The following is a 20,828-nucleotide window of genomic DNA, read 5'->3' on the forward strand; positions in this document are numbered from 1 at the left end:
CAGGTGGCGGGGGTCGCGCGGGCCCACGAAGGGCAGTGCGACCAGCCGACCCCCTGCTCCGCACTCGACGAGGCGGCGTGCACGGCGCGCGCGGATTGCGCCGCCGGCTACGTCGGATTCTGCGATTGCACCTGCCCCGGGCCGAAGGGCTACGAGGGAGGAGGGTGCGCGAACTGCCCCGCGAGCTGCTTCGCCTTCCAGGCCTGCGTGGTGAAGTAGACCGCGCGCCTCGCCCACCGCTCGCCTCGCCCGCGTCGCCGATGTGCCGCCGCCGGTGCGTTGACCAGCCCTGTCCTGCGTGGCCTACTCCCCGAGGTGATCCGCCTCTCGGGCCTCCCACTCCTGCTCTGCAGTGCGGCCTGCCTGCTCGCCGCCTGCGCGCACCCCGAGGCGGACGGACGGCGCTGGGTTAGGGGCGTGCGCATCGAGGGAACCCGGGCGCTCTCGGCGGGCGAGCTCCGGGAGGGGCTGGTCACCCAGGCCACGAGCTGGCTCCCCTTCACCGAGACGAAGTGGTTCAGCGACACCTCCTTCGAGCTCGACCTGCGCCGCATCGTGGCCCTCTACGCGGAGCGCGGCTTCTACGGTGCGCGCATCGTGCGCCACGCGGTCGAACGCCAGGCGAAGAACGCCGTGTCCGTGCGCATCGTGGTAGACGAGGGGACTCCCACCCGCGTGCTGCGCGTCCTCGTGGACGGTCTGCCGGAGCTGCCGCGAGACGACCGGACGCGACTCGTTCGAGTCCTCCCCCTCCGGGAGGGCCGGATCCTCGACTACCGCGACTACGAGAAGGCCAAGGAACGGCTCAAGCTCGAGCTCCGCGACCGGGGCTACGCCTACGCCCGTGTCACCGGCGAGGTGCTCGTGGATCGCTCGCAAGCCGAGGCCGTGGTGCGTCTCGTGGCACAGCCGGGCCCGGAGGTGCGCTTTGGCCGGGCGCGCCTCGTGGGGCACGGCGAGATCCCGGCCGCGCTCGTGCTGCGGAAACTCCTCTGGTCCCCGGGCCAGCGCTTTCACCCCGAGCTGCTCGTGCGTAGCACCACGCGGCTCCACGAGCTCGAGGTCTTCTCGTCGGTGCGCCTCGAGCTGCCCGCGCGGCCGACCCCCGTGGCCGACGTGCTGATCACGGTGGCGCCCGGCAAGCTGCGTCGGCTCCGCCTGGGTGGCGGCCTCGGCATCGAGCGCCGGCGGCAGGAGGTCCGCCTGCAGGCCGAGTGGACCCTGCGCAACTTCCTCGGTGGGCTGCGCACTCTCCGGCTCCGGGCCAAGCCGGCCTTCGTGGTGACCCCCGCGGTCTGGGACGTTCAGCGCACGGGTCCCGCCGTCGAGACGGACGTGACGTTGACCCAGCCCGACCTGCTGGGCAGCGGGATCACGGTGCACGGCCTCGTGGGCTACGACCTCGGGGTCCACGAGGGCTATCGGTATCACGGGCCCCGCACGCGAATCGGCGCCGAACGCCCCTTCTGGCGCGATCTACTCCGCATCGGGCTGAGCTGGAACCTGCAGTACTTCGACTTCTTCGACATCGACTCCGCGGTCTTCAATCCTGCCGTGACCCCCCTCGGGCTGGGGTTCAAAGATCCGTACCGGCTCGCCTGGCTCGAGCAGGTTGCGGAGCTCGACCTGCGCGACAACCCGCTCGACCCCCGCACGGGGGGCTGGTTCGGGGTGCGGCTCGAGGAGGGGTTCGGCGGCGTGGGTGGCGACTTCGCCTACTTCAAGCTGACCCCCGAGGCGCGGGGCTACCTGCCGCTCGGACAGCGGTTCGCCCTGGCCGCGCGGCTGCTCTGGGGCTGGTTGAAGCCGGCGAGCGCGCAGGACAGCCCCATCACCCGGCGCTACGCGCTCGGGGGGCCCACGAGCCATCGGGGTTTCACCTACGGGCGGCTGGCGCCGCAGGTACGCGATCCGGTCTCCGAGCGCCTGCTGCCGATCGGGGGGGACGCGGCCTTCCTGGGGTCCTTCGAGCTCAAGGTGCGCGTGGTGCGGCTCGTGGGCTACTGGCTCGGCGTCGTGGCCTTCGTGGACGGCGGCGACGTGACGCCGGAGCTCGCGCAGCTCGATCTCCGCCGGCTGCACTGGGCGGTCGGGGGCAGCCTGGCCTACGAGACGCCGATCGGTGCGGTGCGGCTGGGCCTGGGAGTGCGCCTGAATCGCCTCGAGGAGGCGGCCGCGGGGGAGCTGCCGAACCCCGACCCCGGAGAGCGCCTGGCGTTTCACCTGATGATTGGCGCGTCGTTCTAGATGGGGCGCTCTAGAATACATAAACCTAAACGCTGGGGCCGCCGGGCCGGCTACTTGGGGCTCGCGCTGGTTCTCGCCACCGTGGCGCTGCTCGCGGGGAGCTGGCAGGGGCTCAAGACCCGCAGCGGTCAGGCGCTGCTGCACCGAGCGCTCCTGGCGCAGCTCAAAGAGCGCATACCCGGGCTGCAGGTGGGCTACCTGGGCGGAGACCTGCCGGCCGAGCTCCTGCTCGGCCAGGTCCGCGTGCTCGACGCCTACGGACGCGAGGCCCTGGGAGCGGACTGGGTGGCGGCGCGCCTCGACCTATCCGGGGTGCTCCGCAAGGTCGTGCGCATCGAGCGTCTGGTCCTCGTGCGGCCTCGGGTGCTCGCCTATCCCGTCCTCGGCGGGCGCTTCAATCTCGAGGAGCTCGTCGTGCCGGGCCCGGCGCCGTCCACGCCGAGCACCTGGTCGGTCGAGCTCGGCGACGTGCGTCTCGCGCGCGGTGAGCTCGACCTGACGTACGGCATCCAGCGCGGCCAGACGGTGCGCCTGCGGGAGCTCTCGGCCCTCGGGTGGCTGCGCGTGCGAGGCGGCGACCTCGACGGCGAGCTGCGCTCCCTCTCGGTGCGGGGCGAGGCGGCCGGCCGCCGTTTCCAGCTCGCGACGAGTCTGTCCGCTCGCCTCGGTGCGGTAGCCATGAAGGTGACCGGCCAGGCGCAGGTGCGCGAGCTCTTGCCGGGGGGGGCCGTGTCGGTCCGGTTCGAGGCCGACGGACCCTTCGACCGGCTGGTCTGCCGCGCGGGAGTCGCGAGCCCCGCGCTTGGCGCGGTGACCGTCGATGGCCTGCTGCGCCTGCCGAAGGGGCGTCCTTGGTCGTACGCCGTGACGACGCGCCTCGAGCGCCTTCATCCCGGGGTGCTGGTGCCGGCCCTGCGGTCGAGCGAGCTGACGGCTGTCCTCACGGCGAAAGGGGAGGGGACGCCGCTCGACCCGAGGGCTCGGGCCTCCGCCGTCCTCGAGGTGGTGCGCGCGAAGCTCGCGGAGTGGGAGGTCTCGACGGGGCGGGTGGACGCGACCCTCGTCGGGGATCGCTGGACCGTGCGCGACGGTGCCCTGACCGTGGCGGGCGTGAAGGTAGGGCTTCGCGGCACCGGCCAGGGTCCGCAGGTGGAGGGGAGCCTGAAGGCGGCGATCGCGCCGGGGAGCGCGCGTCCCGGCCCGCTGGCAGCGCTGCGAGGCCGCTGGCGGCTCGAGGCGGGAGTCAGCGGCCGGCTGCCGGACGGGCTGAAGGGACAGGCGGAGCTCTCGGCGCACGAAGCGTCAGTGGCGGGGCACCGCGTGGGCAGCCTCAGGCTGCGCGCGGAGGTGCGCGGCTCGCGCGACTCCCCGTCCGGCACGCTCCGGGCGGAGGTGCGCGGCCTGCGACCCGCGGGGAGCGAGCTGCGCCTGGATCGCGTGCGGGTAGGCGCCGCAGGAGGATTGACGGGAGGGCGCGTGACGGTCGATGCGGAGGGCCACGACGCCCGAGTGACCGTGAAAGGGAACCTTCAGCGTCGGGGGAGCGCGTGGCACCTCGGGCTGGTGGAGCTGCGCGGGCGGCGCGAGCGGCTGGAGCTGGCGCTCACGCGCCCGGTGGCCCTCGAATGGCGCAAGGGGACCTTGAGCATCCTCAGGCCGTTCGTTCTGCGCGGGCGAGGCGGAGAGCTCGAGCTCGAGGGGCGCTTCACGCCGGGGACCCAGGAGCGCGTGGCCGGGCTGCTCGCCATTGCCCGAGGTCTGCGGCTGCCCAGGCTGGGCGCGGTGACCGGGCAGCTGAAGCTCGAGCTCCTGCGGAGGGCGACCGAGCTGAACCTGAACGTCGCGCTCGGTCGAGGAGCAGGGGGCACCTCGGCCTCCGTGACGGGGCGGCTGCCCTTCGGCTGGCGCAGTGGCTTGCGGCGCGACGTGCCGCTCGCGCTGGACGGTCAGCTCCGGCGGGTGTCGCTCGCGTGGCTGAGCTACCTCGGCGGCCGGCCCGGTTGGATGACGGGCGCCCTCGACGCGCGCGTGCAGCTCTCCGGCACGCTCGAGGCGCCGGCGGCACTGGTGCGCCTGGAGACGGAGCGCGTGGTCGCGGGGCCGTGGGAGCTCGCACGAAGCGGGCTGGAGGTAGAGGGAGATGCGCGAGGCGTGCGCGTGCGGCTCGAGTCTCGCTTGCCGACGGGTGCCGGCGTGCACCTGCGCGGCGCGGCGGGCCTGCCTCTCGCGGCGCTGCTCCGACAGTCGGGGCTCGCGCTGGCGCCTCGGGGACGCGAGCGGCTCCCACCCCTCGAGGCGACGCCGGTCGAGCTCGCGCTGGAGGTGAAGGAGGTCCCCGCGGCGCTGCTCCGGCAGCTCGTTCCCTCCCTCGCGCCTCTCGAGGGGCGCCTCGGTGCGAGCGTGAGCCTTCGGGGGCCCATCTCGGCCTGCGCGCTGGCGCTCCGCGCGCGGCTGGAGGGTGGTCGATGGGACGGCGTCTCTCTCGGGGACTTCGGGCTGCGCGCCGACGGGCAGCTCGGCCCGGCGCGCACGCGGCTCACGGGAGCTGCGTCGTGGAACGGGCGCGAGACGCTCGCCTTCGGCGGGAGCACCGCCACGGGCCTTCTGGGTCTGCGGGCTGCGCTCGCGTCCCGCCGCGCCGCGCTGAACGGGCAGGTCACGGTCACTGACCTCGATCTGGCGCGCCTCGCGGCTGCGCGCCTGCTCCCCGCCGGGGTCCAGGGACGACTCGCGGCGCAGGCCTGGTTCAATGGATCGTGGAGCGCGCCCAGGCTCCAGGCGGCGCTCCGGCTCCGCGATCCGGGCGTGACGCAGGCGCGCCTACGTGAAGTCGAGGCGCACGTGAGGCTCGACGACCGAGGGCTCGCGGTGAAGGCGCGCGCCCTCCAGGGCGCAGGGGGACAGCTCTACCTCGTGGGCCGCCACGCGCTCCGCGCCGGAGCCGCGGTCGATGGCGAGTTGCAGGTGAACCGGATGCAGCTCGCCCCGCTGAAGGCCCTGGTGCCGGAGGTCCAGAGACTTCAGGGAGAGCTCTCGGGCGCGTTGCGCCTGAAGGGTTCGTTCGACCGTCCTCTGCTCTCCGGGGGGCTGACGCTCACCCGGGGAGCCGCCGGGGTTCTGGGTCGCCCCGTCCTCGACGGCATCCAAGCGCAGCTCTCGCTCGTGCCCGGGGAGCTGCGGCTGCTTCGGCTCCGCATCCCGGAGGGGGATCGCAGTCTCGAGGTCACCGCGCGCCTGAAGCTCGCCGGGCTACGGCCCGAACACCTGACGCTGAAGCTCCTGTCGAAGCGCTTCCCTCTGGTCTACGTGGGCGTGCCGAACGCGTCGTTCGAGGGAGCGCTCGAGGGAGCGCTGGCCTTCGGCGAACGCGGGCTCGAGGGGACCGTGCGCTCCCGCGGCGGGCTCATTCGCATGCCCACGCTGCCGGGCGCGCGCCGCGCCCTCCATCGGCTGGGGGACCTGCCCGAGGTGCGCTTCACCGAGGGGCGGCTCCTCGACCGCGGCGGGGTGCTGCTCCCCGTTGCGCGCAGGTCGTCGAGTCCAGCGCTGAGTCTGGCCATCGATGTTCGGGGGCTCGCCATCACGGGGAAGGAGCTCACCGGCCAGCTGGAGACCCGGCTGCGGCTCCGGCACGGCGGCGGCAACCCGTTGCTTCTCGAGGGGGACGCGGCGCTGGTCGATGGCCGCATCACGCTCCTCAAGCGCGCCTACGAGGTGCGCCGGGCTCGCGTGAACTTCGATGGCAGCCCCGAGCTCGACCCGGGTCTGGACGTCCGACTGACGCGGCAGTTCCCCGAGGCTCTGCTGATCCTCGACCTCGGGGGGACGCTCGCCGAGCCGCGGCTCGAGCTCTCGAGCGACCCGGCGGTCTACGATCGAGGACAGCTGATCAGCCTCGTGCTCAGCGGTCAGGCGGGCGGTGCGTCGGGAGCCGCGGGTTCGGGCTCGACCCTGGCCCTGGCGGGGATCCTCATGCAGCTCGCCGTGGGGAATCTCGCCGACCGCATCGTGCCCGGCGTGGCGCCCGACGTGGTGCGCATCGACACGGTCCAGGGGGCGGCCGGGGGCGCGACGGGAGAGCGCACCAAGCTCGAGGTGGGCAAGTACCTCGGAGACCGCGTCTACGTGGGCTACCGGCGGATCATCGGCGCCGTGGAGGGCGAGAACCGCAACGAGGGGCGCCTCGAGCTCCGCTTCCTCAGCCGCTGGGCCTTCGAGGCGGCCTTCGGCGACGCGGCGGTGGGCGGACTCGACCTGTTCTGGACCTACTGGTATTAGAGAGATGGTTCCAGAACCGCCGCTCCTAATTCCCCATCTGCACCGTCAGCGTCGGCCGCCCCTGCGCGTTCCAGTCCCCGGTGTCGGAGGAGACGAAGTACTTGCCGCTGTGGTAGGCGTCGTCGGCGCTGTAGAGCACGAGGCGCAGCGGCTCGCCTCGCTCGTACGCGCGGGCCGCGGCCCAGCTCACGTCCAGGTCCCGCGCCACTCCGGGCCAGCCCGGGAAGGCCGCCAGGACGCCCACCGTGGCTCCGCCGGTGTTGGTCAGGGCGAGGGGGGCGTTGTTCCAGCTCACGCTCCCCTCGATGAAGTCGGCGCTCGAGACGAGCACCTGGATCCAGGAGGGCTTCGCGTCGGCGGGTTGCGCGTTCCCCATCTGGTAGAGCGTGAGCTTGGCCGACGCGACCTTCTTTCCGACGGGCAGGCTGGCCAGCGGGAAGGTGAGATAGACCTTCGAGAAGCAGGGCCAGTCGGCGATGTCCGACTGGTTCTGCACGTTGAGCTCCGTGCTCGCGGCGTAGTTCTTGTCTCCCCACTGGGTGAAGAAGTTCAGGCCCGCCCCGCAGGTGGTGCCGCCGCCCACGGCCGCGTCGACCACGGTCTGGCCGTTGAGCTTGTGCCGCACGGTGATCGGCGCCCCCGACGGCGTGCCGCCGCTGTGCGCGGGCAGGCCGAAGGCCAGCTCTCCCCAGCTCGACGGCGTGGTGTCGGTCGCCGAGGCGTTCGGCCACTTCTGCATGGGGAGCACAGGGCCCGCGGCGGTGTCGCGGTCGTGAAGCGTGACCGCTGCTCGCCAGACCGTGCCCGCCGCCGGCGCAGCGCCGAGACCGAGGCTCGAGAACGGGATGCGCAGGGTGCAGGCCCAGCCGCGGTCGTCGGTGTCGTTGTTCGGCGCGTCGCCGCGCCAGGCGCTGGTCGTGGTGAAGACGACGCTCGCCGCCTTCCACGCCCCGGCGTCTCCGCGGTAGGCCGCTTGATAGCCGGTGCGCGCCTGCCAGTGGTTGAGCTGGCAGACGAAGCGATAGCTCTGCGGGTCGAGGGCGGAGGCGTCACCGGCCTGCGTGCGCAGCAGCACGGTGACGGCGTCCCACTCGGCGAGGTCGGCCGCACCCGGTGTCTCGTCGTACCAGAGGCGCCGGTCGAAGGCCGCGACGTAGAGGTAGAGCTCGGTCGCGTTGTACCCAACGCGGAGGTCGGCATAGTTGGCCTGGCTGTCCACCTTGCCAAACCAGGCGATGGCCGTCTGGTTGAAGACCACCGCCCCGCTGAACTGCGGCAGATGGATGCGCGCCCGGGTGACGGGGGGCACGACGGTGCCCGAGTCGCTTCGCCGCGCGTCTGGAGGGCGCCCGTCTCGTGGAAGGCCGGTGTCGCGCCGTCCGCCGTCCCTTGGCGTCGCGCCGTCTCGACGAGCGCCATCGGTGCGGGGGCCATCCGTGACCGGTGGAGCGCCGTCGCCGCCGGGGAGCGCGCCGTCCCCCGACGCAGGCGCGCCGTCCCCCGGTGCCGAGCCATCCCCGGCTACCGCGCCCCCGTCGGCGCTGAGGGCAGCGTCGGCGCCCGAGCCGGACTCCTTGCAGCCGAGAGAGAGCTGGGCCCCCGCGTAGATCGCGAAGCAGAGCAGGTAGCGTTTCACTCCGCACCTCCAGTCACCCATGGTACATGGGCCGTTGTCAGAGGGCACCCCGCCGAATAGGATGGCCGCGGCGCACGGAGGAGACCTCGCATGAGCTACGGGTCACAGAGCACCACGGTGGAAGCCGACGTGGCGATCGTTGGCGCCGGGCCGAGCGGTACGGCGACGGCGATCCAGCTCGGACAGCTCGGCGTGCAGAACGTCGTGCTGGTGGACCGACACGACTTTCCGCGCGACAAGACCTGCGGTAGCGGCATCTCTCCGAAGGGGATCAAGGCGCTGAAGGCGCTCGGCGTGTGGGAGGCCATCGAGCCCGAGGCCTATCGGGTGAGCGGGCTGCGCCTCGTCACGCCGGGCGACCGCGAGGCGTACCTCTCGGGGGGCGACGCGGCGGCTGCGGTGATCTGCCTGCGGCGCCACTTCGACCATACCCTGCTGAAGCGCGCGCAGGCGCTCGGCACCACCTTCGTGCCCCACGTCTTCGCGACAGAGCTGCTCACCGAGCGGGGGCGCGTGGTCGGCTTTCGTTGCCGCGACGACCGCGTCTTTCGCGCCAGGCACGTGGTGGTCGCCGGCGGCTCGCACTGTACCTTCGGCGTGACCCGGCAGCCCCGGCGCATCATCCAGGCCATCATGGGGTGGTGGGAGAACGTGCCCTTTCGTCCGCATCACGTCGAGATGGTCTTCGACAGGTCGATCGCGCCCTACTACGGGTGGCTCTTCCCCGAGGGGGAGGAGCGCGTGAACATCGGCATCACCTACGAGGACGCCCCCGACCGGCGCCAGCGGGCCCGCGAGCTCTTCCAGCGCTTTCTCGACAAGCACTACGCGGCCCGGCTCCGCCACGCGCGGCAGCTCGGCCCGTGGAAGGGGCACCCCATCATCTACAGCTACGCGATCGAGGAGCTCACCTCCCCGGGGCGCATCGTCGTCGGAGAGGCGGGGCGCATGACTCATCCGGCCACCGCCGAGGGGATCTACCAGGGGATGCGCTCGGGGATGCTCGCCGCCGAGGCGCTGGCCTCGATGCGGCTCGGCGGGGTGACGGAGCCTGCGGCGATGGCGCGCTACGAGCGGGCCTGCCGTCGCGCCTTTCTGGCCTCGTTCTGGGGCGGGGGACTCTTCCGCCGCTTCGTGAAGACGCCGGCCATGGACTGGATCCTGGCCACGGGTCAGCGTCCGGCCGTGCAGGGGATGGCTGCCCGGCTGATGGCCCGCATGTAGACGGCCGCGCGGCGGGACCCGGCCGAACTAGAACCAACGCTCCTTTTACTTCCCGACCACCGAGAAGCGCAGCTTGCGTACCGCGTCCCGCACGCGCTGTTCGGGGTCGCGCAGGAGCCGCTCGAGCGCGGTCTGGATGGCCGGCTGATCCATGTAGCCCGCCACCTCGATCGCAGCCACGCGCACCGCGGGCTCGGGATCGGCGAGGGCCTCCAGGATCGTCTCCATGGGGCGGTGCGGGATGTGACAGAGCGCCTTCAGGGCGGCCACGCGCACGGCGGGGCGGCGGTCGGTGGCGAGCATCTCCTGCGCCAGGAGGAGCGCCGGGTGGTCCGCCGGGAGCCGCGAGAGCTGGGTCTTCACCGCATCCGGCTGCTTGTCGAGGAGCGCAACAAAGCGCGTCGCGGCGTCCACGTCCCGCAGGCGGAGGAGGCTGAGCAGGGCCTCGACGCGGATCTCCTCGTCCGGGTCCTCGACGAGCACCTCGGCGAGCTGCGCCGCGAGCGCGCTCTGGCTGCGGCCGGCGAGCCGCGCCACGCCCATGCGGACGGCGAGGGAGGGGTCGCGCGCCAGGCGGCCCAGGGCCTCCATCACGTCGTGGCCCGGAATCGTGGAGAGCGCGTCCATCACGGCGAGGCGCACAGACTCCGCCGGGTCTCCAATCGAGGCGATGAGGGCCTCCTTGGCGTCGATGGTGCCGAGGCGACCGAGACCGCGGGCGGCGGCGGCCCGCAGCTTGGGCCCGCGCGAGGTGAGCCAGGCCTGCAGGACCCCGCGGGTGCGTGGCTCGCCGAGAGCCCCGAGGACCGTCGCTCCGCCGCAGAGCAGGTCCTCCTCGCGGTAGCCCATCAGCTCGTCGACGAAGGCCATCGCCCGGCCCATGTTGGCGGCGATGAGGGCGTCCACGGCGGCGCGGGAGAGCTCCTCGTTTCCGCCGAGGAGGCAACGCAGGAGCGGCCGATTGTAGGCCGGTTGCCGCGCGCCGAGGAGGCCTCGCGCCGCCTCGATCTGCACCCCGAGAGTGGGGTCCCGCAGCGCGTCCACGAAGATGTCGGTCACGGCGGTGACGTGCGCGTGTCCGACCAGCGCCTGGAGCGCGAGGCGGCGGACCTCGGCGGCGGGGTCCGTGCGCACCGCGTCCATCAGGAGCTCGCGGCGCCCTTCGAGTCCGAGCGACTGGAGGGCCTTCACGGCCATCGCGCGGTCCTCGGCGCTCTGGCTGGTGCGAAGGACCGTCGCGTAGCGATCGGACAGGTCGGTCGGCTGCAACACCTCGCTCTGCCCCTCGGTCGGGGCCTGCAGGTGGAGGTTCTGGCGAAAGCGCTGCTGGACTTCGGGCGGCTCCTTCTGGAGCAGGCGCGTGATCTCCGCCTGCAGGGAGGTGTCGGAGAGGGCCGAGATGGCCATGCGGAAGCCGAGCTCACCTCCGGCGAGGGCGTAGCCCACCACCGCGTAGGCCCGCTCGACGGGGGTCGCGGCCCGCTGGAGCGCATATTCTAGAACGGACAGCGCTTGGGTCGTGCCGATGCGGCCCAGGGCGAGCGAGACGCGGTGCCGCACGAAGGGGTCGGGGTCCTCGAGCGCCACCATGAGCTGCACGGTGCAGGCGTCGCTTCCGACCGTGCCGAGGCCGTTCACGGCGGCGGCGCGCACGCGCTCGTTGCGGTCCTCGAGGAGCTTGCCGAGGGCGGCCTCGGAGTCGGGCCCCTCGAGCTTGCCGAGCGCTCCTGCTACTGCCGCGCGCACCTCCGGCTCCTCGCGCTGCGCGAGCTCGGCGAGCCGCGGCACGGCCTTCGGGTCGGCCGTCTTGCCGAGGGTCCAGACGAGCGCGAGGCGCGTCTCGAGGGTCTGGGGCTGGCCGGCCAGCGCGGCGACGGTCTCCACCCCGTGGGCCGCGAGGACGGTCGTCAGGGCCTCGCGGAACTCGCGGTCGGGAGTGCTCAGGCAGCGCACGACCCCCTCGAGCGCGGCGGGGGTCCCGACTCGGCCGAGCCCCTCGGCTGCCGCGGCGCGTACCTTGGTGTCGGGGTCCGCCAGTCGGCCGACGAGCGCCTCGACCCAGCGCTCCGTGCCGCGCGTGGCGATGGCCTTCATCGCGCACAGCCGCACCTCGGCATTCAGGTCCACCACGGCGCGTTCGAGCATCTGCTCGACGGAAGGGCGCGTGAAGTGGGCCACGGCCTCCAGCACGCTGTGGCGCACCTCTGCGTTGGCCGTGTCGAAGAGGCGCACGACCGCCTCGACGTTCGCGTCGTCCTCGGGGGTGCCGAGTCCGCGAACGGCCGCCGCCGCTGCTGCGCGCACCGTCTCTTCGCCGTCGGAGAGGGCGGGGAGGAGGAGCCCCACGCCGTTCGGGGGTCGGATCTTGCCCAGCGCCTCGGCCGCGCGAGCGCGCACCGGCCACATCGCATCCCGCAGGAGCGGAGAGAGCGCGGCCACCGCCGCCTGCGAGCCCACGTCGCCGAGGACGTCGGCCATGCGCGCGCGGATGCGGAAGTCGGGGTGCTCGAGGAAAGCGAGCAGAGATTCCATTAGCCCCGCGCGCCCCATCTCGACCAGCGTGTTGTGCGCGCGCTCCACCACGGAGCGGTCCGGGCTGACCAGCTCCTCGATGCGCTTGTCGAGCAGACCGATGCGCTGGAGCGCCACCGCGGCGCGGCCGCGCACCTCGGGGGACGCGTCGCGGAGCGCCAGGTCGAGGCACCAGGGGTCGGCCGGGCGGATCTGCTCGATGGCCTCGATGGCGCGCAGGCGGGCCCAGTAGTCGGGGTCGGAGAGGAGCGTCACGAGGCTCGGCACGACGCTCGCGTCGCCGACCATCCCGAGCGCGCGGGCGGCCTCGGCGCGGACCGGGGGGACGGGGTCGCGTAAGGCCACCTGCATCAGGTCGTTCACGGCGCGCTGGTCCTTGAGGCGCCCGAGGGCCTCGCAGGCCGACATGCGCACCGTCTCGGTGCGGTCGCGGAGGCGGCTGATGAGCGGCTGCACCACCGAGGGGTCGCCGATGCGTCCCAGGATCTGCGCCGCCCAGACGCGCGAGTTGGTCTGCGTCTCGTCGGCGAGGGCCTCGAGCAGCGGTCCGAGCGCCGCCGGGCCGAAGGAGACGAGCACCTCGGCGAGGCGCGGGGAGGCCCACTCGTCCACCAGGCGGAGCTCGGCGAGGAGGAGCGGAATCGCCTCGGCGGCCTGCATCTGGCCCAGGGCCTGCGCGGCGGCGAGCTTGACGCTGCGCGCATCCTCGTGGGGGTCGCGCATGGCGGCCACGAGCTTCGGGATGGCGTCGATGGCGCCGAGCTGGCCGAGGGCCCGCGCTGCCGCGGCGCGATCGGTCCAGCGTGGCGCGTCGGCGAGCTGCTTCAGGTAGCGGTCGGTGAGGCCGAGCGACTGATAGAGCTTGCGGATCTGCGGCCGCAGCTCCTGGGCCGACGAATCCAGGGCAGAGTTGAGCGCCGACTCGACGGCGCCTACGTCGTGGACCTCGCCGAGCTGGAAGAGCAGGCGGTCGAGCTGCTGGAAGCGCTGCTGTTCGTGATGGGTGAGGATCGACTGGACGCGCTTGACCCGCTGGTCGAGGCGCCGGAGGAGCAGCGCCTCCGCCACGCGCTTGGCCGCCAGATAGAGGAGCAGCGCGCCGACGGCCGAGCCGAGCGCGACTGCTCCCCAGATGGCGATCTTGAGCAGTAAGCTCATTACCCTCGCAGAAGCTGTTGCACGTGCGTCACGACCTGCGCCGGATCGATGGGCTTGGTCAGGTAGAGGTTGGCCCCCACCTCACTGCCCCAGAACTTGTCGGCATCCGTGTCCTTCGCGGTGAGCAGGACGATGGGGACCGAGGCCAGCGCGGGGTCCTCCTTCAGCCGGCGACAGACCTGAAAGCCGTTGAGCTCGGGCATCATCACGTCGAGCAGGACCACGTCGGGGCGCTGCTTCTTGGCGGCGGCGAGCGCGTCGGCGCCGTTCAGCACGTCGACGACTTCGAAGCCCAGGGCCCGGAAGCGCCCGGCGAGGATGGCCAGGAGGTCTTGGTTGTCTTCGGCGATCAGGATGCGTGGCATGCAGACCTCGTGGCCTCGGCTAGGCGTCGTCGGTTTGATCGAGGAGCGCCACGACCCGTCGGAGGGGTTGTTCCCCGAGACAGGTCAGGGCGAGCGTGCCGCCGGCGTACACCATGCGGCTCGCCACCTCCTCGATGGACTGCGGTCGCGACACCGGGAGCGGACCGCCGTTACGGTGCTGCAGCTCGAGCAGGAGCTGCCCGGCGAGCGTCTCGTCGTCGACGAGCAGGAGCGAGAGCGTCGCGCCCCGGCTTCGCGCGTCCCCCGGCAGGACGAGGTTGAAGGCCGTGCCGCTCCCCGGCTCGCTCTCGGCCCAGAGCTTGGCCCCGTGCTCGGCGGCCACCTCGCGGCAGACGGCGAGCCCGAGGCCCGCGCGCCCGAGGTGGGACTGCGAGCTGTAGCCGGGCTCGAAGATGCGGCCGAGCTCGTCGGGCGCGATCCCCGGCCCGGTGTCGCTCACGGTCAGCCGGTAGTGCGTGCGCGCCGTCCCCTCACCGTTGCCGCCGTCGGCCCGGAGGCGCAGCTCGACGCGTCCGCCGGCGGGAGTGAAGCGCAGGGCGTTCGTGAGCAGGTTGATGAGGAGCTGCGCGAGTCGCGTGCGGCTCCCCCAGACGGGGGGCACGTCGGGCTCGGTCTCGAGCCGTAGCTCGACCTGCTTCTCCTCGGCCCGACGGCGCACCAGGTCCAGGACCTCGGTGCACAGCTCCTGCAGGCGGACCTGGCGGCGTGCTTCGGCTCGGCCGGGGAGGCGCTGCGTCCTCCGCTCGACCGGCTGGGGCATGCGGTCGCGGGCGCCCCCGAGAAGCTCGGTCATGAGCGCGGCGGCGGCGCGCATGCGCTCGAGGCGTTGCCGCTGCAAGTCGCTCACCGGCCCCTCCAGCCCCTCGAGCAGGTTCGCGCAGTAGCCGAGCACCACACCGACGGGAGTCCTCAGCTCGTGAAGGAGCTCGTCGACGCGGCGCGTGGCCGTCTGCATCCAGAGCTCCTGCGCGCGAATGCGGCTCGAGAGGGCCTTGCCGAGGGATTCCGCGGCGCGGAGCCGCGAGCCGCGCTGGATGGCCCGGTCGAGCCACGGTTCGAGGCTCCGGATCGGCGTGCGCCAGTCGGCCACGATCGCGGCGCCGGCGGCCAGGACCTGCCCCTGACGGTCGGGAGAGAGGGCCTCGCCCGCGACGACCACGATCAGGTCCGGAGCCGCCTCGTGCAGGAGCGCCATGAGGCGTGCGACGTCGATGCCGTGGCCGCCGTCGCTGAGAAAGAGCACCTCGACCTCGGCCTCGTGCAAGAGCCGCAAGAGATCGTCGGCGTCCGGACAGCGGTGCAGGCGCAGCGCACCGTGCGAGAGACCTTCGACCCAGCGTGCAAATTCGGGATCCGACCCGAGGGCGGCAAGGAGCGGCCCTACGGGGAGCTGTACCGGCCCGCTCTTGGAGGCGACCATGATGGATCTAATGGTAGCTCCACGGCCCGATTCCGGCGAATTTCGCCGGGCTTGTCCGTGGTCGGCTTTGATGTAATTTATATTACAGAATAACATCGGGCTGAAAACTGGCTGCCCTCCGCGGATCCGGGTATGGTGAGAAAGGGCGCGCATGACCGACCAGACCACCACTCGACCGACCATCCTCGTCGTCGACGACGATCCCAAAATCTGCGGGGCGCTTTCGCGACTCCTGAAGAAGGACGGCTACGAGGTGCTCGTCGCGAACAGCGGGGAGGACGCGCTCAAGCTCCTGGCCCAGCGCGCGGCGGACGTGGTGCTCCTCGATCACACGATGGGCGGCATCAGCGGCCTCGAGCTGGCCGCGCGGCTCAAGGTGCTGCACCCGAAGAGCGTGCGCGTCCTGCTGACCGGCGAGAACAGCTTCAACATCGCGATGGACGCGATCAACCGGGGCGGCATCTACCGCTATATCCTGAAGCCCTGGGACGACACCGAGCTGCGCATCAGCGTGTCGCTGGCTGTCGCGGAATCGAAGCGCCTGAAGAGCGTCTGAACGCCGCTTCCTCGACGGCGCCGGGCTCCGCTTCACTTGGCCGGTTGCGGCCCGAACCCCTGACGCGCGAACTTGTCCCAGCTCTTGCGCCCGGCCAGGAAGTCCCGCAGCCCCTTGATCTGCCAGTAGAGGAGGTACTGGCGGTAGCCGAGGTTCGAGATGAGCCCGGCGAAGACCATGATCAGCACCGACTTCGCCCCGCGATAGCCGAAGAGCGCCACTTCCTGGGTGCTGGTCTTGCGCAGGCGCACCCGCATGATCGACACCATCACCGAGCCGGCCGACAGAAAGAGGTTGAAGGCCAGCGCGAGCCCCATGAACGCGAGCAGGGCCTGCGCGCTCAGGAGCCCGGTGAGCCAGGAGAGCGGGAGCATGAAGTAGCCCAGCATCTCGATCACCGGCGCCGCGGCCTCGAAGAAGAGCTGGTAGGGGAGCGCGAAGAGCCCGATGCGGCCGTAGCGGGGCCGGAGCATCATCTTGCGGTGGTACCAGAGCACCTCGAGCAGGCCGCGGTACCAGCGGTTACGCTGCTTGCCGAGGCTCTGCCAGATCTCGGGGGCCTCGGTCCAGGAGGTCGGAAAGGGGAGGAAGACCACGCGCCCCGAGGAGCCATGGTCCATCAGGTACCGATGCAGGCGGACGACGATCTCCATGTCCTCGCAGACCGTCTCCGCGCCGACGCCGCAGTACTCCTGTCCGATGCGCGAACGCATGTGCTTGGTGAGAAACCCCCCCGAGGCGATGACCGAGGCGCGCTGAAAGATGGCGAAGACGCCCGACAGGATGAGGAGCGAATTGAGCTCCCCGAGGGCCGTGCGGCTCTGGGTGAAGGAGCGCATGTACTCCACCACCTGAAAGCGCGCGATCCACTTCTTCGGCAGGTGGACTTCCGTGACGCGCCCACCCTCCACCTTGCAGCCGTTGCTGAGCGCGATCTGGCCGCCCGAGGCCACCACGCCGTTCGGGTCGTCCAGGATCGGCTGCACGGTCTCGATCAGCGCCTGGTCGATCATCAGCGAGTCGGCGTCCATCGTGGCGACGTAGGTCCCCTGAGAGCAGTTGATCCCGGCGTTGATGGCGTCGGCCTTGCCGCCGTTCTCCTTGTCCACCAGGACGAGCCGCGTCACCGACGGCGGGAGCTCGATACCGGCGCGGTAGAAGCCGCGGATGGGCATGGCGCCGAGCTGCGGGTTGTAGTCCACGTCGCTGCGCACCATCTCGAAGGCCTTCTTCAGCACCTCGACGGTGGTGTCCTTCGAGCCGTCGTTGACCATCACGATCTCGTAATGCGGGTAGCGCAGGCGCAGGAGCGAGCGCACGCTCTCGACGATGGTCACCTCCTCGTTGTAGGCCGGGACGAGCAGCGAGATCAGCGGGGCGAAGCTGGCGTCGCCTTCGACCGTCTTGGCGCGGTCGTGGAAGATCTGGGAGAGCAGGAGGTCGCGCCGGACCTTGAAGGCGCTGATCACGAGCAGGAGCAGGTTCGTCCCCGCGTACATGAGGAAGTACGCCACGACGATGCAGTCGAGGACCCAGAGCAGCCCTTTCAGGATCGACACCCGTTCATCTTAGCACGCGCGTCGCGCGGCCCGGCGAAGCGGTCGCGGCGGAGCGGAAATTTTGCCCGCCCGGAGCGGCGCCCGTACGCTGGACGCATGCCGAACATCCAAGGACACGAACGACGCCGACGACGAAGTGTGTGGGCCAGCCAGGCGCTGCGTTTCCAGCTGGAGGAGGTCGCCCAGCGTCACGGGCTGGACCGGCTGGTGCTCGCCGACGAGGGAGGCAACCTGTGGGCCGCCTCGTCCGTGGACGAGAGCGCGACCGCGCTGGCGGCCGCCCTGCCCGCGCTCTACGGACGCCCCGACGGGCAGGGGGTGTGCGGCCTCGAGCGCCGCGCGGGGCGGTTCGCTCTGCTCAAGTTGAAGGTGGGGCGGGCGACGCTCTTTCTCGGTGCGCAGTACAGCCGAGCCCGGCGCGCGCTCGCGTTGAAGGAAGCCGCGCGCGGGGTGCAGCGCATCCTGGACGGGCTGGCGACCGCCACCGCGAACTGACGCCCCGCCGGTCTACCGACGACGGGCCATCTCGACGGCGAGGTCGCGACGCTCGTCGCGCTCCCGCACCGCCTCGCGCTTGTCGTGGTGCTTCTTCCCCTTCGCGAGGCCGAGCTCGACCTTCGCCTTGCCCTTGAGGAAGTAGAGCGACAGCGGAATCAGCGTGAAGCCGCGCTCGAGCACGCGCGTGGCGAGGCGCCGGATCTCCTGCTTGTGCATGAGGAGCTTTCGCGCGCGCAGCGGCTCGTGGTTGAAGTGCGTCGCGTGGCTGTACGGGCTGATGTGGCAGTTCACGAGGAAGAGCTCCTCGTCGCGAACCTCGGCGTGTGCGTCGCCGAGGTTCGCCTTGCCGGCGCGCAAGGACTTCACCTCGCTGCCCGTGAGCACGAGTCCGGCCTCGAAGCGATCGGTCACGAAGTACTCGTGCAGCGCGCGCCGGTTCTGGCAGATGATCTTGCGCGCGTCCTTGGTGGCCGGGCCCTGACTCATGGCCGGCACTATGGCACGGCGCGGGCCACGGTCAAGACGCGCACCTCGAGGGCGCCAGCGTCGTAGAGCGCGACCGCGCAGGCCTGCGCCGTGGCGCCGGTGGTGAGCACGTCGTCGACGAGCAGGAGCTTGCGGCCGCGCACGAGCGAGGGGCGCGGCACGACGAAGGCGCCGGTCCGGTTGGTCAGGCGATCGGCGCGCGAGAGGCCCGCTTGTTCGGCGGTGGGGCGGGTTCGTCGGAGCGCGTCGTGGAGGATCGGGTGCGGGAGACCGGAGCGCGCGTGGCGGGCGAGGAGCGCGGCCTGGTTGAAGCCGCGGCGTGCGAGCTGCCGGTGGTGGAGCGGCACGGGCACGAGCGCGTGGTGGGCGAGGTCGGCGGCGCGGAGCGTGGCGGCGAGGAAGCGCCCGAGGGGGCGGGCGAGCTCCGGATGGTCGCCGTACTTCATGCGCGTGATGACCGTCGAGAGCGAACCGCCGTAGAGCCACGGGGCGTGGGCCGAGGCGAAGGCGGGGGGGCTCCGGACGCAAGCGGGACAGAGGGGAGCGGCGTCGGGAAGGCCGCAGCGCGCGCAGGGCTCTGCGACCGGCGTGAGCGCCACGTCGCAGACGGGGCAGAAGGCGCCGTGCCGGTCTACCGGCTCCTCGCAGGCCAGGCAGCGCGGCGGCATCAGGAGGTCGAGACTCGCCGAGCCGAGGGCGGAGAGGATGCGGCGCGCTTCGAACGTGAAGGTGCTGGGCATGGGCTGCGTATCGGGCGCGGCGCGGCGCGCGTTTCGCGGGGGGCGGTCCATGCGCTCGCCCGCGCGACGGCCTGGCCGCGCCGAAAGCCCCGGTGACAAAAAAAAGAGGTCATGTTATCCGGGGATGTGCCGCTCGATGAGGGAGGAAGGGTGAGCGAGAGGCCCCGCTGGTTGCGTGCCGGTGCCCGCATCGCGTTCGCGATCTGGATGGTGATCGCGGCGGGCAGCGCCGCCTGCCGGAGCACCGCGCCGAAGGGGACGAGCGTCGAATCCCCACCGCGCGCGAAGAGCTGCGGCGAGGCCAAACCGGCGCGTCCTGCGGCCGGGACGCCCGCGGAGGCCTTTCTCGAGGTTCCCACCTGCTCGTCGGGGCACGCGCCCGGGCGAGGGGGGAGGAAGCCATGAGCGAGCGCGAGAAGACCTACCGGGAGATGACCGAGGCCGAGCTGGCCGAGGCGGCGGAGCGCCTCGGGCTCACGCACCTCCGGGGACTCTCCCACGGTGAGCTCGTAGATCTGCTCGAGCAGGCGGCGGCGCGGGCTCGACGGTCGCGCCCACCGTCGGCGCCCGCTCGGGCCGTGACTCCGCGATCCACGCCCCGGTCCAGGCCGGCCGCAACACCCCCACTCGAGCGCGTGGAGAAGGCGTCTGCTCCGGTACCGCCGGCCCGTGTGGAGAAGGCGACGACGCCTCCGCCGGCCCGTGTGGAGAAGGCGACCACGCCTCCGCCGGCCGCGGCCAAGGCCAAAGATCCCGCGCCCCGTCCGGCGGCTCGAGCCGACGACGCGGCAGCGCGCGCCGAGCTCGAGCCTCGCACGCCCGTCGAGCGGACGCCGAAGGTCGCGCGCGAAGAGCCGGTGGCCACCGCGCCCGAGCGTCGACGACGCGCAGAGCGGGCAGCGCCGGCTGCAGCGCCCCAGTCAGCGCCCCCGTCGGCGCCCCCGTCGGCGCCCCGCGTGCGGCGCGCCGGGGATGGGCACGGCGCCGCGCCCCGGCCCGCACCGGCCACGGGGCCCGTCCTCGAGGAGGCGCTGCGCACGCTGGACGACGGGCTCGCCGAGCTCCCCGAGGACTATCAAGACAACCGCATCGTGCTCCTGCCGCGGGACCCGGCTCACCTCTTCTGTTACTGGAGCCTCACGGCGGAGTACCGCGCCGCGGCCCGGGACGCCGGGGGCACGATCCTCGCGCTCCGGGTGTGCGACGTGACGGGGATCGACCCCCTCGGGGGCCAGGTCCACGCCGTCTACGAGCACGACTGCGTGGAGTGGGCGCGGAGCTGGTACCTGCCGGTGCCCATGCCGGGACGGACCTACGTGGTGGAGATCGGCTATCGCGGCAGCGGCCAGTGGCTCCCGCTCGCGCGCTCGAACGCCGTCGTCGCCCCCCGCGATCAGGTGGAACAGCAGGCCGAGGAGGTGTTCGTCACCATCCCCTTCGAGATGGACCTGCGGCGCGTGGCCATGACCTGGTCCGAGGACGAGGAGACCCCTGCCGCAAGGGGCCCGGGTGCGGCGTCGCGCAGCCCGTCCCGCGCGGGGCCGCCGGTAGCGATCTCGGGCCTGACCGGGGCCACCGCGACCTCGCCGGGCGGGGTAGGCGAGGCGACTTCGTTCGCGGGTGCATCCGAGCGCGAGGTCGTGGGCGGCGCGCTCCCCGCTGCGGGCGCGCCTATACCCGAGGCTGCGTCGGGCGGTGCAGGTGCCGCCACGGCCGCAGCATTCCCCACGGCCTTCGCGGGGGCTGCCTCCGTGTCGTGGTACGGCCCGTCGTCTGTCTCCATCGGCGTCCCATCGGTGCCCGAGCCCGGCGCCGCGCCGGGAGAGGCCGCGCCCGGGGTCGGGATCACGCGTCCGCTTCTGCAGGCCGAGGTCGAGCTGCTCGTGTTCGGCCGGACGGTGCCCGGTGCGACGGTCTACCTCGACGGGCACGCCGTCCCCGTGGGTCCCGACGGGTGCTTCAGCCTGCGGGTCTCTGTCCCCGAGGCCGTGCGCGAGGTGCCGATCGAGGCGCAGCTTCCGCACGGCGGCGCGGTGCAGCGCCTGCGGATCTGCCTCAACCAGATCTACGACGGCTGACCATGGACAACGTCTATCGCGGCGCGACCG

The 20,828-nt window shown here is 72.3% G+C and carries 14 protein-coding genes; 7 read left to right on the forward strand and 7 right to left on the reverse strand.

The window, feature by feature from the left end; genetic code table 11:
* Positions 1 to 279 precede the first annotated feature (279 nt).
* Both IT371_31300 and IT371_31305 read left to right on the forward strand, forming a co-directional pair.
* Positions 280 to 2,247 carry a BamA/TamA family outer membrane protein gene (locus IT371_31300; GenBank protein MCC6752179.1) on the forward strand — a complete coding sequence of 656 codons (1,968 nt, stop codon included), beginning with the start codon at positions 280 to 282 and terminating at the stop codon, positions 2,245 to 2,247.
* A 54-nt stretch (positions 2,248 to 2,301) separates the two neighbouring features.
* Positions 2,302 to 6,525, forward strand: a complete 4,224-nt coding sequence (locus tag IT371_31305; protein ID MCC6752180.1) for a translocation/assembly module TamB domain-containing protein — start codon at positions 2,302 to 2,304, stop codon at positions 6,523 to 6,525.
* 25 nt (positions 6,526 to 6,550) lie between these two features.
* On the opposite strand, the gene IT371_31310 is transcribed toward IT371_31305, so the two are convergent.
* Entirely contained in the window at positions 6,551 to 8,161 is a 1,611-nt protein-coding gene (locus IT371_31310; GenBank protein MCC6752181.1) for a DNRLRE domain-containing protein, read from the reverse strand.
* A 90-nt stretch (positions 8,162 to 8,251) separates the two neighbouring features.
* Between IT371_31310 and IT371_31315 the strand changes: the two genes are divergently transcribed.
* Positions 8,252 to 9,385, forward strand: coding sequence for an NAD(P)/FAD-dependent oxidoreductase (locus IT371_31315; GenBank protein ID MCC6752182.1), 1,134 nt, complete (start codon positions 8,252 to 8,254; stop codon positions 9,383 to 9,385).
* A gap of 45 nt (positions 9,386 to 9,430) precedes the next feature.
* Here IT371_31315 and IT371_31320 read toward each other — a convergent pair whose 3' ends face one another.
* The 3 genes from IT371_31320 to IT371_31330 are packed head-to-tail and all read right to left on the reverse strand — an operon-like array spanning position 9,431 to position 14,881.
* A complete protein-coding gene (locus tag IT371_31320) occupies positions 9,431 to 13,075 on the reverse strand; it encodes a HEAT repeat domain-containing protein (GenBank protein MCC6752183.1) in 3,645 nt (1,214 codons plus the stop codon).
* Complete coding sequence (locus IT371_31325) at positions 13,075 to 13,440, reverse strand: response regulator (protein MCC6752184.1); 366 nt, start codon at positions 13,438 to 13,440, stop codon at positions 13,075 to 13,077. Before IT371_31325 ends, IT371_31320 begins: the two co-directional genes overlap by 1 nt.
* 19 nt (positions 13,441 to 13,459) lie before the next feature.
* Positions 13,460 to 14,881 (reverse strand): HAMP domain-containing histidine kinase, encoded by a 1,422-nt coding sequence (locus IT371_31330; GenBank protein ID MCC6752185.1) that lies wholly within the window; start codon positions 14,879 to 14,881, stop codon positions 13,460 to 13,462.
* Between the two features lie 151 nt (positions 14,882 to 15,032).
* Here IT371_31330 and IT371_31335 point away from each other — a divergent pair, with 151 nt between their 5' ends.
* Positions 15,033 to 15,437 (forward strand): response regulator, encoded by a 405-nt coding sequence (locus tag IT371_31335; GenBank protein ID MCC6752186.1) that lies wholly within the window; start codon positions 15,033 to 15,035, stop codon positions 15,435 to 15,437.
* A gap of 32 nt (positions 15,438 to 15,469) precedes the next feature.
* Here the strand turns inward: IT371_31335 and IT371_31340 are convergent, their stop codons facing one another.
* On the reverse strand, positions 15,470 to 16,996 hold the full coding sequence (locus IT371_31340; protein MCC6752187.1) for a glycosyltransferase family 2 protein: 1,527 nt from the start codon (positions 16,994 to 16,996) through the stop codon (positions 15,470 to 15,472).
* 96 nt (positions 16,997 to 17,092) lie between these two features.
* Between IT371_31340 and IT371_31345 the strand changes: the two genes are divergently transcribed.
* Positions 17,093 to 17,491 carry a hypothetical protein gene (locus IT371_31345; protein ID MCC6752188.1) on the forward strand — a complete coding sequence of 133 codons (399 nt, stop codon included), beginning with the start codon at positions 17,093 to 17,095 and terminating at the stop codon, positions 17,489 to 17,491.
* A 12-nt stretch (positions 17,492 to 17,503) separates the two neighbouring features.
* On the opposite strand, the gene smpB is transcribed toward IT371_31345, so the two are convergent.
* Both smpB and IT371_31355 read right to left on the reverse strand, forming a co-directional pair.
* A complete protein-coding gene (gene smpB / locus IT371_31350) occupies positions 17,504 to 17,980 on the reverse strand; it encodes an SsrA-binding protein SmpB (GenBank protein ID MCC6752189.1) in 477 nt (158 codons plus the stop codon).
* 8 nt (positions 17,981 to 17,988) lie between these two features.
* Positions 17,989 to 18,720, reverse strand: a complete 732-nt coding sequence (locus tag IT371_31355; protein MCC6752190.1) for a ComF family protein — start codon at positions 18,718 to 18,720, stop codon at positions 17,989 to 17,991.
* A 150-nt stretch (positions 18,721 to 18,870) separates the two neighbouring features.
* On the opposite strand from IT371_31355, the gene IT371_31360 reads away from it, so the two are divergent.
* Both IT371_31360 and IT371_31365 read left to right on the forward strand, forming a co-directional pair.
* Positions 18,871 to 19,125 (forward strand): hypothetical protein, encoded by a 255-nt coding sequence (locus IT371_31360; GenBank protein ID MCC6752191.1) that lies wholly within the window; start codon positions 18,871 to 18,873, stop codon positions 19,123 to 19,125.
* Positions 19,122 to 20,798: a DUF4912 domain-containing protein gene (locus IT371_31365; protein ID MCC6752192.1), complete on the forward strand. Its 1,677-nt coding sequence runs from the start codon at positions 19,122 to 19,124 to the stop codon at positions 20,796 to 20,798. Before IT371_31360 ends, IT371_31365 begins: the two co-directional genes overlap by 4 nt.
* Positions 20,799 to 20,828 lie beyond the last annotated feature (30 nt).

The sequence above is a fragment of the Deltaproteobacteria bacterium genome, assembly GCA_020848905.1.
Classification (GTDB): domain Bacteria; phylum Myxococcota_A; class Polyangia.

What these genes read in the sequence shown, in the direction of transcription:
- IT371_31355 (MCC6752190.1), bottom strand. Translation starts at nt 18,720, where the DNA reads ATGCCCAGCACCTTCACGTTCGAAGCGCGCCGCATCCTCTCCGCCCTC.
- IT371_31325 (MCC6752184.1), bottom strand. Translation starts at nt 13,440, where the DNA reads ATGCCACGCATCCTGATCGCCGAAGACAACCAAGACCTCCTGGCCATC.
- IT371_31330 (MCC6752185.1), bottom strand. Translation starts at nt 14,881, where the DNA reads ATGGTCGCCTCCAAGAGCGGGCCGGTACAGCTCCCCGTAGGGCCGCTC.
- IT371_31365 (MCC6752192.1), top strand. Translation starts at nt 19,122, where the DNA reads ATGAGCGAGCGCGAGAAGACCTACCGGGAGATGACCGAGGCCGAGCTG.
- IT371_31315 (MCC6752182.1), top strand. Translation starts at nt 8,252, where the DNA reads ATGAGCTACGGGTCACAGAGCACCACGGTGGAAGCCGACGTGGCGATC.
- IT371_31320 (MCC6752183.1), bottom strand. Translation starts at nt 13,075, where the DNA reads ATGAGCTTACTGCTCAAGATCGCCATCTGGGGAGCAGTCGCGCTCGGC.
- smpB (MCC6752189.1), bottom strand. Translation starts at nt 17,980, where the DNA reads ATGAGTCAGGGCCCGGCCACCAAGGACGCGCGCAAGATCATCTGCCAG.
- IT371_31335 (MCC6752186.1), top strand. Translation starts at nt 15,033, where the DNA reads ATGACCGACCAGACCACCACTCGACCGACCATCCTCGTCGTCGACGAC.
- IT371_31345 (MCC6752188.1), top strand. Translation starts at nt 17,093, where the DNA reads ATGCCGAACATCCAAGGACACGAACGACGCCGACGACGAAGTGTGTGG.